The 18776-nt window shown below is 63.5% G+C and carries 17 protein-coding genes and 1 riboswitch; of the genes, 10 read left to right on the top strand and 7 right to left on the bottom strand.

Annotated features, from left to right (window positions below):
* Window positions 1-19 precede the first annotated feature (19 nt).
* The 9 genes from F599_RS0106415 to metK all read left to right on the top strand — a co-directional run bounded on the left by F599_RS0106415 (window position 20) and on the right by metK (window position 6987).
* Window positions 20-286: a hypothetical protein gene (locus tag F599_RS0106415; protein WP_019542700.1), complete on the top strand. Its 267-nt coding sequence runs from the start codon at window positions 20-22 to the stop codon at window positions 284-286.
* A 182-nt stretch (window positions 287-468) separates the two neighbouring features.
* Window positions 469-1302 carry a diaminopimelate epimerase gene (gene dapF, locus F599_RS0106410; RefSeq protein ID WP_019542699.1) on the top strand — a complete coding sequence of 278 codons (834 nt, stop codon included), beginning with the start codon at window positions 469-471 and terminating at the stop codon, window positions 1300-1302.
* Window positions 1303-1305: 3 nt separating this feature from the next.
* Window positions 1306-2190: a YicC/YloC family endoribonuclease gene (locus tag F599_RS0106405; protein ID WP_019542698.1), complete on the top strand. Its 885-nt coding sequence runs from the start codon at window positions 1306-1308 to the stop codon at window positions 2188-2190.
* Between the two features lie 10 nt (window positions 2191-2200).
* Window positions 2201-2500, top strand: coding sequence for an extracellular matrix/biofilm regulator RemA (remA, locus tag F599_RS0106400; RefSeq protein WP_019542697.1), 300 nt, complete (start codon window positions 2201-2203; stop codon window positions 2498-2500).
* Window positions 2497-3102, top strand: coding sequence for a guanylate kinase (gene gmk / locus F599_RS0106395; protein WP_026327866.1), 606 nt, complete (start codon window positions 2497-2499; stop codon window positions 3100-3102). The genes remA and gmk overlap by 4 nt, the downstream gene beginning before the upstream one ends.
* Before the next feature lie 17 nt (window positions 3103-3119).
* A complete protein-coding gene (rpoZ, locus tag F599_RS0106390) occupies window positions 3120-3326 on the top strand; it encodes a DNA-directed RNA polymerase subunit omega (RefSeq protein WP_033369168.1) in 207 nt (68 codons plus the stop codon).
* A 3-nt stretch (window positions 3327-3329) separates the two neighbouring features.
* Window positions 3330-4541 (top strand): bifunctional phosphopantothenoylcysteine decarboxylase/phosphopantothenate--cysteine ligase CoaBC, encoded by a 1212-nt coding sequence (coaBC, locus tag F599_RS0106385; RefSeq protein WP_019542694.1) that lies wholly within the window; start codon window positions 3330-3332, stop codon window positions 4539-4541.
* A 2-nt stretch (window positions 4542-4543) separates the two neighbouring features.
* Window positions 4544-5401, top strand: coding sequence for a phosphatase domain-containing putative toxin (locus tag F599_RS13740; RefSeq protein ID WP_019542693.1), 858 nt, complete (start codon window positions 4544-4546; stop codon window positions 5399-5401).
* A 76-nt stretch (window positions 5402-5477) separates the two neighbouring features.
* Window positions 5478-5580, top strand: a riboswitch (SAM riboswitch).
* A 216-nt stretch (window positions 5581-5796) separates the two neighbouring features.
* The gene (gene metK, locus F599_RS0106375) at window positions 5797-6987 is read left to right on the top strand and encodes a methionine adenosyltransferase (RefSeq protein WP_019542692.1); all 1191 of its coding nucleotides are present in this window, start codon (window positions 5797-5799) and stop codon (window positions 6985-6987) included.
* 303 nt (window positions 6988-7290) lie between these two features.
* On the opposite strand, the gene F599_RS0106370 is transcribed toward metK, so the two are convergent.
* Together F599_RS0106370 and F599_RS0106365 are read right to left on the bottom strand one after the other, a co-directional pair.
* A complete protein-coding gene (locus F599_RS0106370; protein WP_020700524.1) occupies window positions 7291-8694 on the bottom strand; it encodes an alanine/glycine:cation symporter family protein in 1404 nt (467 codons plus the stop codon).
* Between the two features lie 227 nt (window positions 8695-8921).
* Window positions 8922-10361, bottom strand: coding sequence for an MFS transporter (locus F599_RS0106365; RefSeq protein ID WP_019542690.1), 1440 nt, complete (start codon window positions 10359-10361; stop codon window positions 8922-8924).
* 365 nt (window positions 10362-10726) lie between these two features.
* Here F599_RS0106365 and F599_RS0106360 point away from each other — a divergent pair, with 365 nt between their 5' ends.
* Entirely contained in the window at window positions 10727-11617 is an 891-nt protein-coding gene (locus tag F599_RS0106360; RefSeq protein ID WP_019542689.1) for a LysR family transcriptional regulator, read from the top strand.
* A 381-nt stretch (window positions 11618-11998) separates the two neighbouring features.
* Here the strand turns inward: F599_RS0106360 and F599_RS0106355 are convergent, their stop codons facing one another.
* From F599_RS0106355 to F599_RS0106335, 5 genes are all read right to left on the bottom strand, one after another.
* A complete protein-coding gene (locus tag F599_RS0106355; RefSeq protein WP_019542688.1) occupies window positions 11999-13021 on the bottom strand; it encodes a hypothetical protein in 1023 nt (340 codons plus the stop codon).
* Window positions 13022-13050: 29 nt separating this feature from the next.
* Complete coding sequence (locus F599_RS0106350; RefSeq protein WP_019542687.1) at window positions 13051-13992, bottom strand: AEC family transporter; 942 nt, start codon at window positions 13990-13992, stop codon at window positions 13051-13053.
* Between the two features lie 103 nt (window positions 13993-14095).
* Window positions 14096-15109 (bottom strand): tryptophan--tRNA ligase, encoded by a 1014-nt coding sequence (gene trpS / locus F599_RS0106345; protein WP_019542686.1) that lies wholly within the window; start codon window positions 15107-15109, stop codon window positions 14096-14098.
* A 330-nt stretch (window positions 15110-15439) separates the two neighbouring features.
* Window positions 15440-17077: a thiol reductant ABC exporter subunit CydC gene (cydC, locus tag F599_RS0106340; protein ID WP_019542685.1), complete on the bottom strand. Its 1638-nt coding sequence runs from the start codon at window positions 17075-17077 to the stop codon at window positions 15440-15442.
* Entirely contained in the window at window positions 17074-18771 is a 1698-nt protein-coding gene (locus tag F599_RS0106335) for an ABC transporter ATP-binding protein/permease (RefSeq protein ID WP_019542684.1), read from the bottom strand. The genes cydC and F599_RS0106335 overlap by 4 nt, the downstream gene beginning before the upstream one ends.
* Between the last annotated feature and the right edge of the window lie 5 nt (window positions 18772-18776).

The following is an 18776-nucleotide window of genomic DNA, read 5'->3' as shown; positions in this document are numbered from 1 at the left end:
AAATAAAGGAGTATATTGTATGAAGCAGAGTCTTTTGTCCATCTGGAAGGGCGTCTTCGAGGGATCCGTCTGGCGGAACTGGTGCGAGTCGTATGACCGCTACCATCTCGGCAAGATCGGCGATGCGGCGCCGGAGGCGTATATCGCCGCGCGCAGCGAGGAATGGGATCAGCTCGTGGAGAAGGGGCTGGAGCTCACAGACTTTTCCACCGTCAAGACGCCGCAGGACGCGCAGAAGTCTGCGTTTGAGATGGCGAAGAGCGTGCTCGATATGCTCGAGAAGTGAGTGCGATGGCTGACCGCTCATCTCCTGTGCTGAGGCATGTCCGCCAGCAGCGCGTCCGGCTCCGGCTGGGCGCGCTTTTCGTGCGTGTGCAAAACGCTTGCAAGAACAAGGGAAAACAAGTAGAATAAAAAGATAAGATAAAACGTTCGTCCCCGGGGCGGACGCCCGCAGGAGGGACAAGTATGGAATTTACGAAATGGCAGGGGTGTGGCAACGACTTCGTGCTCATCGATTGTCGTGAGAGGGAACTTGCTGACTACGGCGCATTTGCGAAAAAGGTCTCTGACCGCCACTTCGGCATCGGTGCGGACGGCGTGCTCGTCGTGCTCGATTCCACTCGAGCGGATTACCGCATGCGCATTTTTAATACAGACGGCAGTGAGGCGGAGATGTGCGGCAATGGCATCCGCTGCTTCGCACGGTATCTGCGCGACCATGGCGTGACGGACCGGGACAAGTTCACGGTCGAGACGGGCGCGGGCATCCTCGTGCCGGAAATCGTGCGGCAGGATGGCGCGATCACGGGCGTGCGCGTCGATATGGGCGAGCCGGTGCTCGCGGCGGACGAGGTGCCTGTCACTGGCTACGGCAGCGGCCGCGCCGTCGATGTACCCATCGAGGTCGCGGGGAGCGATTGGCGCATGACAGCTGTCTCGATGGGCAACCCGCACTGCGTTGTCTTCGTCGATGACCTCGCCTCTGTTCCCATCGAGCGCATCGGACATCTCTTCGAGACGCAGGCGCGCTTCCCAAAGAAGACGAATACGGAGTTCGTGCAGGTGCTCGACCGCACGCATCTCCGCATGCGCGTCTGGGAGCGCGGCGCGGCCATCACGCTCGCCTGCGGCACGGGCTCCTGCGCGACGCTCGTCGCGGCGGTGCTCACGGGCCGCTCCGAGCGCGCGGCGGATATCATCCTTGACGGCGGCACTTTGCACAACGAGTGGGCAGCGGACAATCATCTCTACATGACGGGCCCGGCGGTGGAGGTTTTCTCCGGCACGGTCGAGGTGTGAGGCATGGGAGTGCTCAGGAGCATGACAGGCTACGGCGAGGCCGTAGCGGAAAATGAGAGCTTCAAGGTCAAGGCGGCGGCCAGGGCGGTCAATCAGCGCTATCTCGACATCACGCTGCACGCGCCGGTGCAGCTCGCATCGCTCGAGGTGCAGGTGCGTCAGGCCGTGAAGGCGCGTGTCGCCCGCGGGAAGCTCGACCTCTTCCTCACGCTGACGGACAAGCGCGAGGGCAGCGCCAGCGTGCGCTGCAACCGGCAGCTCGCCAGCGCCTATCAGCAGGCGCTCAACGAGCTCAGCGACTACCTGCATGTCGCGCGCCCCGATGATGTGCAGGAGATTGCGGCCTATCCGGATGTCCTGCAGGTGGAGGCAGACGCCTCGCTCACGGGATGCGAGCCTGTGCTCATGGAGGCCGTCGCGGGCGCGCTCCGCGGACTCGATGAAATGCGCTGCCGGGAGGGCGAGGCGCTCGCGGCGGATTTTCGCGAGCGCCTCACGGTGCTCACATCGCTCAAGGAGCGGCTCGAGCAGCTTGCGCCGGAGATTGTCGCGGCGCATCGCGCGCGTCTCGAGCAGATGCTCGGCGAGCTTCTCGCAGCGCAGGATATCGATGAGAGCCGCATCATCCAGGAGACGGCGCTCTACGCCGACAAGGTGAACTATACGGAGGAGACGGTGCGGCTCGGCAGCCATTTCGCACAGTTCAGCAGCATCCTCGCGTCGGCGGACGGCCCCGTCGGTCGGAAGCTCGATTTCCTCATCCAGGAGATGAACCGCGAGGCGAATACCATCGGCTCAAAATGCAACAGTGCAAGGGCGGCGCAGCTCGTCGTCGATCTCAAGAGCGAGATCGAGAAGCTGCGCGAGCAGGTGCAGAACATCGAGTAGGGAGGCTGCTATGGATATCAAACTCATCAATATCGGTTTCGGAAACATCGTATCCGCCAACCGCATCATTGCAATCGTGAGTCCGGAGTCCGCGCCCATCAAGCGCATCATCCAGGAGGCGCGCGACGCGCAGCGGCTCATCGACGCGACGTATGGCAGGCGCACGCGCGCCGTCGTCGTCACGGACAGCGACCACGTCATTCTCTCGGCGGTACAGCCGGAGACGGTGGCGCACCGCATCGTCGACAGCGATGACGACGAGGGTGACATCAAGGAAACGGCAGAGGAAGACCGGGAGGAGATCGAATGAGGAAAGGATTGCTGATGGTCGTGTCCGGCCCGTCCGGCACGGGCAAGGGCACGGTATGCAGCGAGCTGCTGCGGGAGACGTCGGAGCTTGCTTACTCCATCTCCGCGACGACACGCGCGCCGCGCGAGGGAGAGGTCGACGGCAAGAATTACTATTTCCTGACAAAGGAACGGTTCGAGCAGATCATCGCCGAAGGCGGATTCCTCGAGTACGCGAACGTCTACGGCAATTACTATGGTACGCCGCTCGCCAAGATCGAGGAGCGGCGCGCCGCGGGGCAAGACATCCTGCTCGAGATCGATATCCAGGGCGCGCTGAACGTCATGGAGAAATGTCCGGACGGACTGTTCGTATTCCTGCTGCCGCCCTCCATCGAGGAGCTCGAGCGGCGGCTGCGCGGCCGCGGTTCGGAGACGGAGGAGAGCCTCGCGCGCCGCATGGGCAGCGCGCGCAAGGAGATTGCCATCGGCAAGCGCTACCAGTACGTCGTCGTGAACGACGCCGTCGCGCATGCCGTCGCTACTATCAAGGAAATCATCACGGCGGAGCATTGCCGTGTCGATCGGAATCAACATCTTTTTGAGGAGCTGGAGAGAGAATGAAGAAACAGAATCAGGTCATGAGCATGGTCAATCCGTCGACGGATTATCTGATGACGAAGGTCGACAGCCGCTATGGTCTTGTCGTCTGCGGCGCGAAACGCGCGCGGCAGCTCTTGGACGGTGCAGAGCCGCAGGCGGAGCTCCAGTCGACGAAGAATGTCACGAATGCGCTCGAGGAGATTGCCGAGGGCAAGATCAACTACGTCATCAAGAAAGAGCAGTAAGCCATGTCGGTCTGGGAAGGGAAACACCTCGTGCTCGGCGTCACGGGCGGCATCGCCGCCTATAAGGCCGTGGAGATCGTGAGCCGCCTGAGGAAGGCGGGCGCGCAGGTCCATGTCATCATGACGCGCGGCGCGCAGAACTTTGTCACGGAGCTCACGTTCCGCGAGATGAGCGGCGCGCCCGTCGTCACGGATATGTGGGCGAAGGTCACGCATCATCAGGTGGAGCATATCGCGCTCGCGCGCCTCGCGGATCTCGTGCTCGTCGCGCCTGCGACGGCGAACTTCCTCGCGAAGGCATCGTACGGCATGGCGGATGATATGCTCACGACGACGCTGCTCGCGACGCGCGCGCCCGTGTTCCTCGCGCCCGCGATGAACACGGCGATGTATGAGCATCCCGCGACGCAGGAGAATCTCGCGCGCCTGCGCGCGCGCGGCCTCCATATCATCGAGCCCGCGAGCGGCAAGCTCGCCTGCGGGACGAGTGGGCGGGGGCGTCTGCCGGAACCTGCGGATATCGTGGCGACGCTCACGTCGTTCCTCTCCGGCGTGTCGGCTGTAAAGGATCTCGCGGGCAGGAACATTCTCGTGACGGCAGGCGGCACGAGGGAGCCGCTCGATCCCGTGCGCTATCTCGGCAACCGTTCGACGGGCAAGATGGGGTTTGCCGTCGCGGCGGCCGCACAGGCGCGCGGCGCTCATGTCACGCTCGTCGCGGGGCCGGGCAGCCTGCCTGTGCCGGAGGGCGTCGACTGCATTCGTGTCGAGACGGCGCTCGAGATGCGCGAGGCCGTGCTCCGCGCCTTCGACGCGGCCGATGCTGTCATCAAGGCGGCGGCCGTCGCCGACTACCGGCCCAAGGAGCGCGCCGGACAGAAGATCAAGAAGCAGGAGGGCAGCCTCATGCTGGAGCTCGTGCGCAACCCCGACATCCTCAAGGAGCTCGGGGAGAAGAAGACGCATCAGCTGCTCGTCGGCTTCGCGGCGGAGACGGAGCATGTGCTCGACTACGCGCGCGGCAAGCTCGAGAAGAAGAATCTCGATTTCATCGTCGCCAATGATGTGAGCCGCAAGGACGCGGGGTTCTCCACGGACACGAATTGCGTGACCATCCTTGCGCGCGACGGCGTCTGTACGGAGCATCCGCTTATGAGCAAGCGCCAGCTCGCGGACGTGATTCTCGACCACGTCGTGGCGGCGCTCGGGAGATGACTATGGGGGCGCGCTTCCTGTTTTCCCTGCTTGTCCTGCTCGCGCAGATTCCGACGGCGCTTGCGGCGCCTTTTGTCACACCGGCCTGGCGTCTCGACGCCGTTACTGGTGTGGATGCGTTGCCGGGCAACTTCCGCGTCCTGCCCGCGCTCGCAGTCTCGGGGAGCGGCCAGCCGACGCTGGAGGGGCTGCGACCGCTCGCGGCGCGCCTGCGCGCGGTTGCGGGAAATCGCCGCATCTACATCATCGACCTGCGGCAGGAGAGCCACGGCTATCTGCTCACTATGGCAGGGCAGGCGTATGCCGTGAGCTGGCATACCGCGATGAATGCCGCGAATCGCGGCCGCGACGCGGCAGCCGTACAGCAGGACGAGCAGCAGCGGCTCGCCGCAGCCGTCTCCACCGAGGTCACGGCTTCGCCGATGGGGCGCTTCGATCTCGCCTCTGGCATGCGGCCCGTCACCTTCCGCGCCGCGGCCTATGAGACGGAAGCGCAGGCCGCGGCAGCGGCGGGACTCATCCCCGTGCGCATTGCCGCGACGGATATGCGTTGGCCGGAGCCAGCAGCCATCGATGCCTTCCTCGCAGCTTATGACGCCCTGCCGCCGGATGCCTGGCTCCATTTCCACTGCCAGGCGGGCATGGGGCGCACGACGACCTTCCTCGTGCTGACAGAGCTGCTGCGCCATCCGGAGTTGCCGCTTTCTGATGCGCTGTCGCATCAGCTGGCAGCGGGCGGGGCGGATCTGCGTCTGCGCCCAGAGATCATGGCGGGACTTTCACTCTTCTCGCAGTATGCGCGGGAGCGGCGGGCGGGCGCACCGCGCTGGTCGGAATGGCTCGCGCGGCATGATGGATAAAGATGAATACCGTTCATTTTTATCCTTGACGTCAGCGGCAATATCCACTATACTATAAACAACAAAGCTGAATATGAACTCATCCAGAGCAGTGGAGGGACTGGCCCTATGAAGCTGCGGCAACCCTTGCGAAAGCAAAACGGTGCCAATTCCGTTAGGTTCTACCTATAAGATGAGAGTGGAAAGACAAGCTCTCTTTTTATAGAGGGCTTTTTCTTATGGCACGGCTGATAATGGAGACGGAATGTTCGGCTGAGGTCGGTTTCATTTGTTGGAAGTGACAGTGTGAAGAAGCCGCGCGACGGCTCGTTCAGGGGCAGTGCGCACGGCAGCTGGTTGCTTCTAGAGGAGGCGGCGCGCGTAAATTGCGCGTGCTGTTGACAAGGAGGAATACCATGAGCAAGAAACGTATGTACTTTACCTCGGAGTCGGTGACCGAGGGCCATCCGGACAAGATGGCGGACCAGATTTCCGATGCGATTCTCGACGCGATCCTCGCCCAGGACCCTGAGGGGCGCGTCGCTTGCGAGACGCTCGTGACGACGGGACAGGTTCACGTCGTCGGCGAGATCTCGACGAAGTGCTATGTCGATATCCCGCACATCATCCGCAAGACGGTCAAGGACATCGGTTATACGCGCGCGAAATACGGCTTTGATGCGGAGACGTGCGGCATTCTCGTCTCGCTCGACGAGCAGTCGCCTGACATCGCGCAGGGCGTCAACCAGGCGCTCGAGGCGCGCGAGGGCGAGATGGACGCGGCGGACGCCATCGGTGCGGGCGACCAGGGCATGATGTTCGGCTATGCGACGAACGAGACGCCGGAGTATATGCCGCTGCCGATCGCGCTCGCGCATCGCCTGGCCCGCCGTCTCGCAGAGGTTCGCAAGGATGGTACGTTGCCGTACTTGCGTCCGGACGGCAAGACGCAGGTCACGATCCTCTATGAGGACGGCAAGCCGGTCGCTGTCGATACCATCGTCATCTCCACGCAGCACGATGAGGATGCAGCGCTCGCGACCATCCGCAAGGATCTCATCGAGCAGGTCATCAAGGCCGTTGTGCCCGCCGACCTCCTCTCGGACAAGACGCGCATCTTCGTCAATCCGACGGGCAAGTTCGTCATCGGCGGCCCGCAGGGCGACTCCGGTCTCACGGGCCGCAAGATCATCGTCGATACCTACGGTGGCTGGGCGCGCCACGGCGGCGGCGCGTTCTCCGGCAAGGATCCCACGAAGGTCGATCGCAGCGCGGCTTATGCCGCGCGCTACGTCGCGAAGAACATCGTCGCAGCGGGACTCGCGGATCGCTGCGAGATCCAGCTCGCATATGCCATCGGTGTGGCATATCCTGTCTCTGTCATGGTCGACACGTTCGGCACGAACAAGGTGCCGGAGGAGACCATCGAGGCGCTCGCGAAGAAGCATTTTGACCTGCGCCCGGCCGGCATCATCAAGATGCTCGATCTGCGTCGCCCCATTTACAAGCAGACAGCAGCCTACGGGCATTTCGGCCGCACGGATGTTGATCTGCCCTGGGAGCATACGGACAAGGCGGATGTGCTAAGGAAAGAGGCAGGCATCTGAGAATGAGATGAATGGCGCGGTCTGTTCCTGAACGATCGCTGAACGGAAAAAGGCTATGTACGAACCGGCAGCTGCTGGTTTCGTACATAGCCTTTTACTGTGTAAATCCCCAAGAGCGCAAGCCGCAGGCGCAGCGCGATTAGTTGGATTTACTGCAAGGACGGGCGCACAATGTCCACGAAGTGGACGTTTGTGCGTTGAGGCATGTAGCTTTGTGCAGCACAGGTACAACAAAACCACCAGTGCGACTGGTGGTTTTGCTTCATGGACGCTGGCTCATGGAGGCAGCGAGGCTGCGCAGTATCATTTCTTCCACGCGTAGATACCGTCCGTAAGTTCAATATCGCTGGCGGCAAAGGAAGGATCCTCACTGCGGGCACGTTTTTCTTGGTAGTCGCGCAGCGCGCGGCGGGCGTAGGGCGCGAGGCGCGTGATGGCGTAGAGGTTCGTCAGGCAGAGCAGGCCCATGAAGAGGTCGGCGAGGTTCCAGACGAGCTGCAGCGTCGCGAGGCTGCCGAAGAGTACCATGAGCACGACGCAGATGCGGAAGACTGCGAGGTATCTGCGCGTGTTCCCATCGAAGAAGGCGATGTTGATCTCGCCGTAGTAGTAGTTGCCCACGATGGAGCTGAAGGCGAAGAGGAGGATCATGAGGGAGACGGCCGCAGGCGCGAGGCTGCCGAAGACGGAGGCGAGGGATGCCTGCGCGAGCGCGATGCCCGTGCATTCGCCGCCGATGGTGTACTGCCCTGTGAGCAGGATGATGAACGCGGTCGCCGAGCAGACGATCCAGGTGTCGACGTAGACGCCGAAAGACTGTACGAGGCCTTGCTTGACCGGATGCGTGACCGCCGCCGTCGCCGCCGCGTTCGGCACGGAGCCTTCACCGGCCTCGTTCGAGAAGAGGCCGCGCTTGATGCCTGTGATCATCGCCGTGCCCAGGCCGCCGCCTACGGCAGCCTGCGGGGAGAACGCATCGTGGAAGATCAGGGCGAACATCGCGGGTACCTCGCTGAGGTGCAGGAGGATGATGACGAGTGCGACGAGCAAGTAGAGACCAGCCATGATGGGGACGAGGAACTCCGTGACCTTGGCGATGCGGTGCATGCCGCCACAGATGACGAGCGCCGTGAAGATGCAGAGGAAAGCGGCCGTGATGGCGGGATCGATGCCGATGGTCTGTGCGGAGAGCGCGATCGTGTTCGCCTGCACGGAGACGTAGACAAGGCCGAACGTCACGGAGATGAGCAGCGCGAAGAGCTTCGCGACGCCTGGCTGGTGCAGTGCGTTCTTGATATAGTAGGCAGGTCCGCCGTGGAATTTTCCGTTGCCGCGCGGCAGCTTGTAGATCTGCGCGAGCGTGCTCTCGACGAAGCCGGTGGCGCAGCCGATGAAGGCGATGAGCCACATCCAGAAGACGGCACCGGGGCCGCCCGTGACGATCGCGATGGCGACGCCCGCGATGTTGCCGACGCCCACGCGCGAGGCGGTGCTCACGCAGAACGCCTGGAATGAGCTGATGGCATGTCCCTCGGTCTGCTTGCCGATGCCCTCCGTGAGGAGCCGCAGCATCTCCGGCAGCATCCTGACCTGGACAAAGCGCGTGGCAAAGGTAAAATAGAGCCCGCACGCGATGAGGACGACGATGAGTACATAAGACCAGAGAACGTCATTGACGGCATTGACCGCCGCATTCATACTATCCATTGGTACCTCCTTGACAATAGAAAATCGGTGAAAGTAAAAATAATCGCTATAGCTATTATATTAGATTCGTTATAGGGCGTCAATGATGGGACAGGAGGGAACTCACCGCATGTATCCGTCCGTATTCACGGGCAGAAAAAAGCCGCTGCCTGGATGAGCAGCGGCCGAGGAGGGGTCAATGCATCGCGCAAGGGCGCGGGAAAAATTTTTTTAGTAATCAGCAGTCATCAGCGGCTGGCCGCGAGCGCTTCCTCGTAGAAGTGCTGGCGGCGCTCCGCGATGAGCTCTTTCGCCTGCGAGGTGCGGTCCATGCGGCTGCGCGTGAAAAGACCGCGGCGGGCGAGGAGGATGTAGTAGAGCACGATGCCGATGAGGCTGATGACGCCGGCGGCGAAATAGACGAAGGAGAAGCCGAAGGCCGGCACGAAGCTGCCGAGCGTGTAGGGGCCGACGCCGATGCCGAAGTCGAGGAAAACGAAGTAGGTGCTCGTCGCGACGCCGACCTGGTGCATCGGCGCGCAGTGGACGGCGAGCGCGTGGCAGGAAGCCGTGATCGTGCCGTAGCCGAGGCCGAGGAAGAGCGCGCCGATGAGCATCGCGATGTCGCCGGAAGCCGTTGCGATGATGGCCATCGCGATGGCCATCGAGAGCAGCGCCGGGTAGACGACGACGTTGCCGCCGCGTTTATCCAGCAGGAAACCCGTGAGCGGGCGGCTGATGAAGGACGTCGCGGCGAAGCAGAGGAAGAAGCAGGTCGCGCCGATGCCCGTGACGCCGATGCTGTTCGTGTAAGCGCCGAGGAACGAGAGCACCGTCGAGTAGCAGACGCCGCCCATGAGTGCGATGAACGAGATGCCGAGCGCGCGCATGGAGAAGAAGCGGTTGAAGGAAATCTTCTTGAGGTCCTCCTTTTCCTGCGGCAGGATGTTGCGCTCCGGCGCTTTGATCGTGAGCGCGAAGAGGAAGATGCAGGCAGCGAGCGCGCCGACAATCTCGATGCCGAGCGTGAAGGCGTGCGCCGCCGTGATGTTCATGGCGAGGAAGGGGCCGATGGCGGAGGCAATCGTGACGCCGAGCGTGAAATAGCCGATGCCCTGGCCCATTTTCTTGAGCGGGATGATGGCGGCGACGATCGTGCTGGCCGCCGTCGAGGTCATGCCGAACGAAACGCCATGGATGAAGCGCACGATATTGAAGAGCGCGAGCGTCGGTGCGACGAGATAGAAGAGGATCATGAGGAAGAAGAGCGCCGATCCCGCGAGGAACATGCGGCGACGGCCGACGAAGTCGATGAAGCGGCCGGAGACGATGCGCGAGAAGAGCGCGCCGACGATGAAGAGGCCGGACGCGAGGCCCGCGAGGCCGATGGAGGCGTCGAAGTGCTCCATCGCGTAGGCGGTGGACCAGAGCATGAGCAAGAAGTGCACCGTGTAGACGAGCAGATTGACGCCGATGGTCAGAAGATAATTGCGGTTCCAAAGGCTTTCGGCCTTGGCGGCCGGAGCAATGGCAGCAGACATGATGGCAGGCTCCTTTCTTTCAGATAAAGCATGCGCCGCTGCGTGTGGCAGGCGGCGAGGGATGATGAGGTGCGGGCTGGTCTCGGCGATGAGCTCCGTAGCAGCGGCCTCATCGAGGCCGAACTCCAGCTGCAGATCCTCCTTCATGAGAATCACCTGTTTCCGTTTGATAATGTATGAAGTACATAAAAACTTTTTACATTGGCCATTATAACCAGCAGTTATATGCGCGTCCAATGTATCTTTTTAATGAGATTGATGTATATATTACATAATACAAGCGGAATCATGGGAAAGAAATCGTTATCATACGAGAAAATCCGTAAGTTTTATCTCTTTTACGCATAAAATGTGTTATGATTGGTATGCATGAATGAGATGACATAAATGTATAAAGGAACCGCTGACGAAATGAAGACGGAGTGCTGAATTCATCCGTGGTTCCTAAAGGAACCGCTGATGAAATGAAGTGCGGAAGGCATCAGCGCTTCCTGAAAAAGGAGATAATTTCCATGGAGATTTCACAACTGAAGTATTTCCAGGCGATGGCGCGCATCAAGCATTTCACGAAAGCGGCGGATGCCTGCGCCGTGTCACAGTCGGCGCTCTCGCGCTCGATTGCAAAGCTCGAAGCGGAACTCGGTGTGCCGCTTTTCGTGCGTCATGCGCGCCATGCGGAGCTCACGCAGGCAGGGGAGCATTTCCTCTATCACATCGACCGCGTGCTGCGCGAGCTCGCGGCGGCGAAAAAGGAGCTCACGCAGGCGGAGAAGAAGGACGGCGGGACGGTGAACCTTTCGTTCTTCCATTCCTTCGGCGGGTATCTGCTGCCCATGCTGCTCGCGGAGTTCCACGCGAAGTATCCCGACATCCGCATCAAGCTCAACCAGCACAACAGCAAATTCCTCATGCGCCAGGTGGAGCGCGGTAAGACGGATCTCTGCCTCTGTTCGACGATGACGACGGCGGAGCATATCGCCTGGATGTACCTCTGGTCGGAGGAGCTCTTCGTCGCGGTGCCGAAGGATCATCCGCTCGCTGCACGCGAGAGCGTGACGCTGCGCGACGTCGAGTCGGAGCCTCTCATCACGCTCAAGCCGAATTACAGCCTGCGTACGCTCGTCGACCAGTCGTTCGAGCTCGCGCGCAGCCATCCGCAGATTGTTTTCGAGGGGGACGACGTCAATACGCTCGCGAGTCTCGTCGCGGCAAAGCTCGGCGTGAGCATCATCCCGAATATCCCGGGTGTCGAGCATCTAGGCATCGTCTACCTGCCGATTTCCTTCCCGGTCTGCAAGCGCGCCGTGGGGATCGCCTGGAACACGACGAAGCAGCTCTCGCCGGCGGCTCTCACGTTCCAGCAGTTCGTCATCCGTCATTTCGCGGAGGAGCCGGGGAGCTGAGGAGGCCCTGACTTCTCCGACACGTTTTTGCCTGCGCGTTCCCCGTGCGCCGCATCCATACCGCCTGCACAATGCTACATGCACAAACGTCCACTTCGTGGACATTGTGCATCGCCCTTAGAGGATTTCCAACCAATCACGCTGCGCCTGCGGCTTGCGGTCTTGGGGATTTACCTAATAAAAGAACGCGCCAGGCAGCGGGGAAAGGGTTGTTCCGCTACTTGGCGCGCATGGGGTTGGCCATCGGGGCAAAAAGCACGGAGGCTTTTTGATGACCAATTTTATTATAGCATAATATCATAAGGAAAAACACTGAAATTTGTAATAATAACGCATTTTGTACGAAATTCTTATTTTGCGGTTGACAGAGGGAGTAAGAAATTAGTTTTTCATTTGCGGAATGTGATAGAGAAGCCGGAAAAGACGGAGAGAATCGTCCTCCCGACCGTCCAGTGTACGCTCGAGGACGGAAAGGCCGCTGCGTGTCTGCGGCAGCCTGGTCGTCTTGGCGATGGCCTCGGCGAGATGGGCCGTGGTGAGCTGCTGGCGCTCGAGGGCAGCGTGTGCGGTGAGCAGGAGCTCGGCGAGTTTGCAGCTGAGCACGAAGAGCCAGTAGTTGTGAATGATGCCGCCGGGAACGGCGCAGGGATAGAGCTCGGTGTAGAACTGGTGCAGCAGGAGGCGCTCGGGAAAGTGCGGCAGAGTGAGCGCCGCGCGCTCGAAGGCGCGGCGGTTGAGCGCGTAGGTGCGGCGGACGCGGTCGAGGTCAGGGGGGCCGTCGAGACGGTAGGCGCGCCGCACGAGTGCGAGGTCTGCCGCGTCGAGTGCGAGATCCTGCGCGTCTGTAAGCTTCTTGAGGATGCCGATCAGGAAATCGAGGTGCGCGAGCGGTTCGAAAGCGATGTTTTTGAGCGCCTCGTGAAAACGGGCGGCGAAGAGCGGCGAGGCGTAGCTCTTCACGAGCTCGCCAAGCTTGTAGCCGCGTCCGTCCTCGATGTATGCCACGGCGTCTTCGAGGTAGATGCCGAGGAGCACGAGGCGGGCGTCGAGCGGGTACGCCTGTGCCTTGAGCAGGCGCAGGGAGGTTCGCTGCAGGTCGAGCAGGAACGCGTGCTCCGGCCGCGGCTCGGCCAGCGAGGCGAGCTGCCGGTTCGCTGGCGAAAGAGCCGCGGCGGGCAGGCGCTGCGACTCGAAATGGAAGGATTCAGGGGCGGCGAGGACATAGTGCGCGGCCCGCGGGCAGTCGAGGCGCAGGGAACGCTCGCAGACGGCGTGGATGCGGATGTCGTGCAGGGCAGGGCAGGGCGCGTCTGCCGCCGTTCTCCCCAGCGGGCAGTCAGGCCGCTCGCAGCGAAAGCCTGCGAGATAGGTCGGCCAGACGGTGAGAGCAGTATGGTTTTCCATGATGGTTTCCTCAGGTGTGCCGCATTTTCTCAGAACAGCCCCAGCGTCTTCGTGAGGAAGATCCAGCCGAAGATGGTGAAGCAGGAGAGCGCGGAGGTGAAGACGACGGTGTTGCCGGCGAGCGCGGCGTCGCTGCCCATCTGCTGTGCCATCGCGTAGGAAGCGACGGCGCAGGGCGTTGCGAAGATAGCGAGCAGCGTGACGAACTCGACGCCGCGGAAGCCGAGCAGCGCGGCGGCTGTGAGCACGAGGGCCGGCGCGGCGATGAGGCGGATGAAGACGCAGGCCCAGAGGTCGCGGCGGCTCTCGCTGATACCGCCGCGTCGGAACGAGGCGCCGAGGATGATGAGCGCGAGCGGCGTCGTCGCGGCGCCGACCTGCATGAGCGGCCGCAGCAGCGGATCAGGCAGCGGGAACGGCAGCAGGCGGCAGAGGAAGCCGAGCAGCATGCCGTCGATCATCGGGTTCTTCAGCACGCCGCGCAGGATCGGCAGCAGGCGGAACGTGCCGCCGCGGAACGTCTCGAGTGCGAGGACGGCGTAGATGTTGTAGAGCGGGATGATGACGGCGACCATCATCGTCGGCACGAGCGCGCCGTCCTCGCCGAAGATGTTGACGACGAGCGGGAGGCCGAGGATGATGAAGTTGCTGCGGAAGATCGCCTGCGTCATGGCGCCGCGCCGCTTCCTGAGCGGCTCGAAGAGACAGGAGAACGCGAGCCCGCCGAGGAAGAGCAGCGTGACGGCGGCCGCGCCGAAGAGCATGAGGCGCGGGTTGAAGCCGTCGGCGAAGTCCGCATTGTAGATATTGGAAAAGAGCGTGAAGAAAAAGAAGACGCGGAACACGAGACGGTTCGTATGCGCGAGCTCCTCTTTCGTGAGCAGATGTGCGCGTTGGACGAGTAGCCCGATGCCGATGAGCACGAAGATCGGCACGACGGCGCTCACCGCGACGATGAAATTGCTGAACAAGAAAATTCCCCCTCGGTCGTGACATATCTTCATTATGCCACGACCGAGGGGGAATTGCACGCTTTGCCGCAAAAAGATGCGCATCCGTCTTTGTAGACGCGCCTTATTTCTCGAGCAGCAGGCCGACGCGTTTCTTGACCTTCGTGAGCGTCTTGCTGGCGATCTTCGCCGCGCGCTCAGCGCCCTTTTTCATCTCCTCGTCGAGGTAGGCGCGATCCTCCATGAGCGCTGCGAAGCGCTCACGGATGGGGCGGAGCTCCTCGGCGACGGCCTCGCCGACGGCCGTCTTGAAATCGCCGTAGCCCTTGCCCGCAAACTCGCGCGTGATGTCCTCCATCGTTTTGTGCGTGATGGCGGCGTAGATGGTCATGAGGTTGTTGATGCCGTCCTTGCCCTCGCGGTAGCAGACCTCCGCCTCGCTGTCCGTGACGGCGCTCTTGAATTTCTTCAGGATGGTTTTCTCGTCGTCGAGAATGGAGATGGTCGCCTTCGGGTTCGTGTCGGACTTGCTCATCTTGCTCGTCGGATCCTGCAGGCTCATGACGCGTGCACCGGCCTTCGGGAAATAGCCCTCGGGCAGCTTGAACACCTCGCCATAAGTGTGGTTGAAGCGCGTCGCGACGTCGCGCGTGAACTCGAGGTGCTGCGTCTGGTCCGCGCCGACCGGCACATAGTCCGCCTGGTAGAGCAGGATGTCGCCTGCCATGAGCGCGGGGTAGGTGAAGAGGCCGGCGTTGATGTTGTCAGGGTGCTTCGCGCTCTTGTCCTTGAACTGCGTCATGCGCGAGAGCTCGCCGAACTGGGAGCAGCAGTCCATGATCCAGCCCATCTCCGCGTGGCACTTGTTGTGGCTCTGCACGAAGACGAGGCTCTTTTCAGGATCGATGCCGCAGGCGAGGAGCAGCGCGAACGCCTCGCGCGTCTGCGCGCGCCGCTTCGCCGGGTCGATGTGGATCGTGAGGGAGTGGAGGTCGGCGATGAAATAGTAGCAGAGGTACTCCTCCTGCAGATTCTTCCAGCTCTTGACGGCGCCGAGATAGTTGCCGAGCGTGAAGACGCCCGTCGGCTGGATGCCGGAAAGGATGATCTTTTTCGTGTCTTTGGCTTCTTCTGCCATGATGGTTCCTCCTCATGATCGTCAGGAGCAGGTATGAAAAAGCCCCTGACAGTACGAATCCTGTCAGGGACGAAAATCTTCGCGGTGCCACCCTGTTTCATGGAACATCCATGCACTCATGGGACGCAGTGCGTCCCCGGCCGCTCACGCGGGCCAGACGTCGCAGCATACTCGGCGGGAAACCGCCTTTCCGTGCGCCCTCGGCGACCCATCCGGACAGCCGCCGCATCCGCTCGCAGCAACGCGGACTCTCTTTCGGGGCGGTACTGTCCATCCTCTCGCTTCATAGGTTTCTAATCACGTTGAGGATAGCACAGCGGGCGTCCTGTGTCAAGGGGAAAGGGAGAGAACCTGCGCAAAGCGCGGGAGGATGGCGCGTGCGTGCGTGATGACGAGGAGCGTCCGCCCCGTGGCTTTCGCGTGGGCAAAGAGCGCGTCGAGCAGGCGCGCAGCGGTGGCGGCGTCGAGGCCTGCCGTCGGCTCGTCGAGCAGGAGGACGGGCTCGTCGCCCGCGAGCGCGAGAGCGGTGAGCAGGCGGCAGCGCTGGCCGCCGGAGAGATGGCAGGCATCGGGGCCGAGCGGCGCGTCGATGCCGCCCGGGAGGGCGCGGACGACGTCCTCCAGGCAAGCTGTGCGGAGTGCCGCGCGGATGTCCGTCGCGGATGCGTGCGGGCGATAGCGGCGGAAGTTCTCGCGGATGGAGTGGCAAAAGAGCACGGAGCCCTGCGGCAGAGCGGCGATGGCGCGTGTGATGGCGGCGGGCGGCAGCGCCGGGTAGGGTGTGCCTCCGAGAGCGAGCGTACCGTGCGCGGGCGGCCAGACGCCGAGCAGGAGCAAGGCAAGCGTCGTCTTGCCCGCACCGCTCGCGCCGACGATGGCTGTATGTTCGCCGCGCCGCAGTGTGAAGGAGAGATCAGAGAAGACGGGCGCGCGGCCGGGATAGGCAAAGGAGAGGTGCGCGGCGCGCAGCAGGACGGCGCCGCGTGCCGTCTGTACTGCGGGGACTGCTGGCTGGCTGCCGGTCGGCTGCTCTGCCGTGCGCTCCGCGGCATCCGGCAGCAGGCGGCGCGCAGCGGCGAGGCTCTGCCGCAGCTGGCGCATGGCGTCCGGCAGTGTGCCCCAGGCACTGAGGAGGGCCTGCAGCACGAGCAGGAGGACGGCGAGCGTGACGCCTGAGATGTCGCCTGCACTCACGTGCGGCGCGAGCAGCGCGAGGAGCAGGAGCAGCAGCGCGGCGTCCATGATCGCCGCGCGTGCGTCCGCGTCCGCCGCCCGGCAGGCCGCGCGGCAGTCAGACGCGAGCAGTGCGCGCGCAGACGATGTCAGGCGCGCGCAGGCGGGGCGGCTGTCCGCGGCGGCGAGCTCCGCGCGGCCCTCCGTCATGTCGAGCAGCAGGGAGCGGTAGGCGCTGCCGTGGGTGCGGCGCTGCTGCTCCCCATTCTTCTCCGCGACGAGCGGCAGACAGAGACGCAGCGCGAAGAGCAGCGGCAGCAGCAAGCCGCTGGTGCCGAGCAGGCGTGCGAGCGGCGCCGCGAGGAGGCCCGTCGCGCTGCCGACGGCGACGGGCGGCAGGAGCGCGCGCACGAAGAAGTCGCGCAGCGCGTCCGCGCCCGTGAGCAGGTCGTAGAGGAACGCGCCCTGCCGGGCTGGTCCCGCGGCGAGCGGCAGCAGCGCAGCGGCGCGGTCGAAGAGGGCGAGGCGGATGCGCGTGAGGCCGGAAAAGGCGGCGCGGTGCGAGAGGAACCGTTCGAGATAGCGGAATACGGCGCGTCCGAGGCCGCAGGCGCGGACGCAGGTGATGCCGATGGCGAGCGTGTAGAGCGGCGGCTCGAGGGCGGCGCTCGCGATGAGCCACGCCGAGGCACCGAGGAGCCCGATGCCGAGCGCGAGTGAGAGCAGGCTCACGAGCAGCACTGGTGCGAGCGTGCAGGGCGGCACGAGCGAGAGCAGGCGCAAAAGGCAGGTCATGGTGACACCTCCCAGTCGATGCGGTGATCCGCGAGCGCGAGCAGTGCCGCGTCGTGCGTCGCGATGAGCACGGTCTTGCCCGTGAGGTATTGCCGCAGGGCGGCGCGCACGCGGGCGGCTGCGGCACGGTCGAGCGTCGCTGTCGGCTCATCGAGCAGCACGAGCGGGCGGTTCTGGTAGAATGCGCGGGCGAGACCGAGACGCTTCTTCTGCCCCTCGGAGAGACCGGCGCCGCCCGCGCCGAGCTGCTGTCTGTCCTCCCAGGGGACACCCGCCGCGGCATCGAGCGCGGCAGCGCGGCGGGCGTCGGCGAGACGGTGCGCGTCAGGCGCAGCGAAGAGTGCGATGTTCTCCGCGAGCGTGCCGCTGAAGATATGAGGCTCCTGCGGCACGTAGCTGATGAGGTGTGTGCGCGCGGCGCATGGGAGTGAGGAGAGCTCGCGCCCCGCGATGGTGATGCTGCCCTCGTAGGGGGCGCAGAGCCCCGCGAGCGTGAGGAGCAGCGTCGATTTCCCACAGCCGGACGGGCCCGTGACCGCCGTTATCGTCCCCGCGGGGAGCACGAGCGAGCGCCCCGCGAGGGCGGGCAGTGGATGGTGCGGATAGGTGTAGGTGAGCGTGCGGATGAGTACCGTCGGTGTAGCGGCTGTCCCTTGTGAGGCGGGGGCGTCCGCCTGCCGCATTCCTGCCGTGCTTTCTGCCGCTGGATGTGTCTCACACGCGCCCCGCAGGATATCGCCTCCGGCCTCGCCAGTGCGGGCGGGCGCGAGCAGCCGGCGCAGCGATGCCTCCGCCGTCTGGGCCGTCATGGCGCTGTGGAATGCCGTGCCCGCCTGCCGCAGTGGCAGGAAGAACTCCGGCGTGATGAGGAGGAGGAAGAACGCCGTCTCGAACGCGATCTGCCCGTAGAGCAGGCGCAGGCCGATGCTCACGGCGACGATGGCGATGGAGAGCGTCGTGATGAGCTCGAGCGCGAACGCGGAGACGAAGGCGAGCTGCAGGACACGCAGCGCCGCCTGGGAAAAGGCATCGCTGAGGCGCGTGACCTCCGCGCGCTGCGCCGCGGCACGTCCGAACAGCTTGAGCGTCGGCAGCGCGCGCAGCAGCTCGCCGAACGCCTCTGTGAGCGCCTCCATGCGCTGCCATTGCATCCGGCTCGCTTCCCTCGTCACACGGCCGATGAGATAGAGCAGGAACGGCGCGATGGGCAGCGTGAGCAGCAGCAGCCCCGCCGTGAGCGGATCGCAGGCGCAGGCTGCTGCAAGCGTCAGGGGCACGACGCAGATGAGCGAGAGCAGCAGGGGCATGACGCGCAAGAACCAGAGGTCGAGCGCGTCCACAGCCTCGAGCGCGAGCGGCAGGACAGGTGCCTCCGCCGCGGCATCCGGTGCGAGCAGGCGCGCGTGCAGCGCGGCGCGCACGCACAGGCGCGAGGCGGCGGAAAGGCGCGCGAGCAGGCGCGTCTCCTCACGTCTCGCGCCTGCGGCCGCGCCCATGACGAAAAACAGCACCAGGAGGACTGGTGCTGTATCGCCTGGCTGTGCGCCCCGCAGGAAAACAGCGTCGAGCCAACGCGCTGTGAGGTACGCGCCCGAAAGAATCGCAAGCGCCCGCAGCGCCTCGAGCGCGAGGAGCATGCTGCTCTGTCGCCTGGCGGTGCGCAGCGTGGAGAAAAGCCAAGGTATCTTTTTCATAGCGT

Origin of the sequence: Selenomonas bovis DSM 23594 (assembly GCF_000381005.1) — a bacterium.
GTDB lineage: Bacteria > Bacillota > Negativicutes > Selenomonadales > Selenomonadaceae > Selenomonas_C > Selenomonas_C bovis.
This window is presented reverse-complemented; position numbering and strand designations above follow the sequence as displayed.

Excerpts from the sequence above, each read along its gene's own strand:
- F599_RS0106415 (WP_019542700.1), top strand. The coding sequence starts at position 20 with ATGAAGCAGAGTCTTTTGTCCATCTGGAAGGGCGTCTTCGAGGGATCC.
- dapF (WP_019542699.1), top strand. The coding sequence starts at position 469 with ATGGAATTTACGAAATGGCAGGGGTGTGGCAACGACTTCGTGCTCATC.
- F599_RS0106405 (WP_019542698.1), top strand. The coding sequence starts at position 1,306 with ATGGGAGTGCTCAGGAGCATGACAGGCTACGGCGAGGCCGTAGCGGAA.
- remA (WP_019542697.1), top strand. The coding sequence starts at position 2,201 with ATGGATATCAAACTCATCAATATCGGTTTCGGAAACATCGTATCCGCC.
- gmk (WP_026327866.1), top strand. The coding sequence starts at position 2,497 with ATGAGGAAAGGATTGCTGATGGTCGTGTCCGGCCCGTCCGGCACGGGC.
- rpoZ (WP_033369168.1), top strand. The coding sequence starts at position 3,120 with ATGAGCATGGTCAATCCGTCGACGGATTATCTGATGACGAAGGTCGAC.
- coaBC (WP_019542694.1), top strand. The coding sequence starts at position 3,330 with ATGTCGGTCTGGGAAGGGAAACACCTCGTGCTCGGCGTCACGGGCGGC.
- F599_RS13740 (WP_019542693.1), top strand. The coding sequence starts at position 4,544 with ATGGGGGCGCGCTTCCTGTTTTCCCTGCTTGTCCTGCTCGCGCAGATT.
- metK (WP_019542692.1), top strand. The coding sequence starts at position 5,797 with ATGAGCAAGAAACGTATGTACTTTACCTCGGAGTCGGTGACCGAGGGC.
- F599_RS0106370 (WP_020700524.1), bottom strand. The coding sequence starts at position 8,694 with ATGGATAGTATGAATGCGGCGGTCAATGCCGTCAATGACGTTCTCTGG.
- F599_RS0106365 (WP_019542690.1), bottom strand. The coding sequence starts at position 10,361 with ATGAAGGAGGATCTGCAGCTGGAGTTCGGCCTCGATGAGGCCGCTGCT.
- F599_RS0106360 (WP_019542689.1), top strand. The coding sequence starts at position 10,727 with ATGGAGATTTCACAACTGAAGTATTTCCAGGCGATGGCGCGCATCAAG.
- F599_RS0106355 (WP_019542688.1), bottom strand. The coding sequence starts at position 13,021 with ATGGAAAACCATACTGCTCTCACCGTCTGGCCGACCTATCTCGCAGGC.
- trpS (WP_019542686.1), bottom strand. The coding sequence starts at position 15,109 with ATGGCAGAAGAAGCCAAAGACACGAAAAAGATCATCCTTTCCGGCATC.
- cydC (WP_019542685.1), bottom strand. The coding sequence starts at position 17,077 with ATGACCTGCCTTTTGCGCCTGCTCTCGCTCGTGCCGCCCTGCACGCTC.
- F599_RS0106335 (WP_019542684.1), bottom strand. The coding sequence starts at position 18,771 with ATGAAAAAGATACCTTGGCTTTTCTCCACGCTGCGCACCGCCAGGCGA.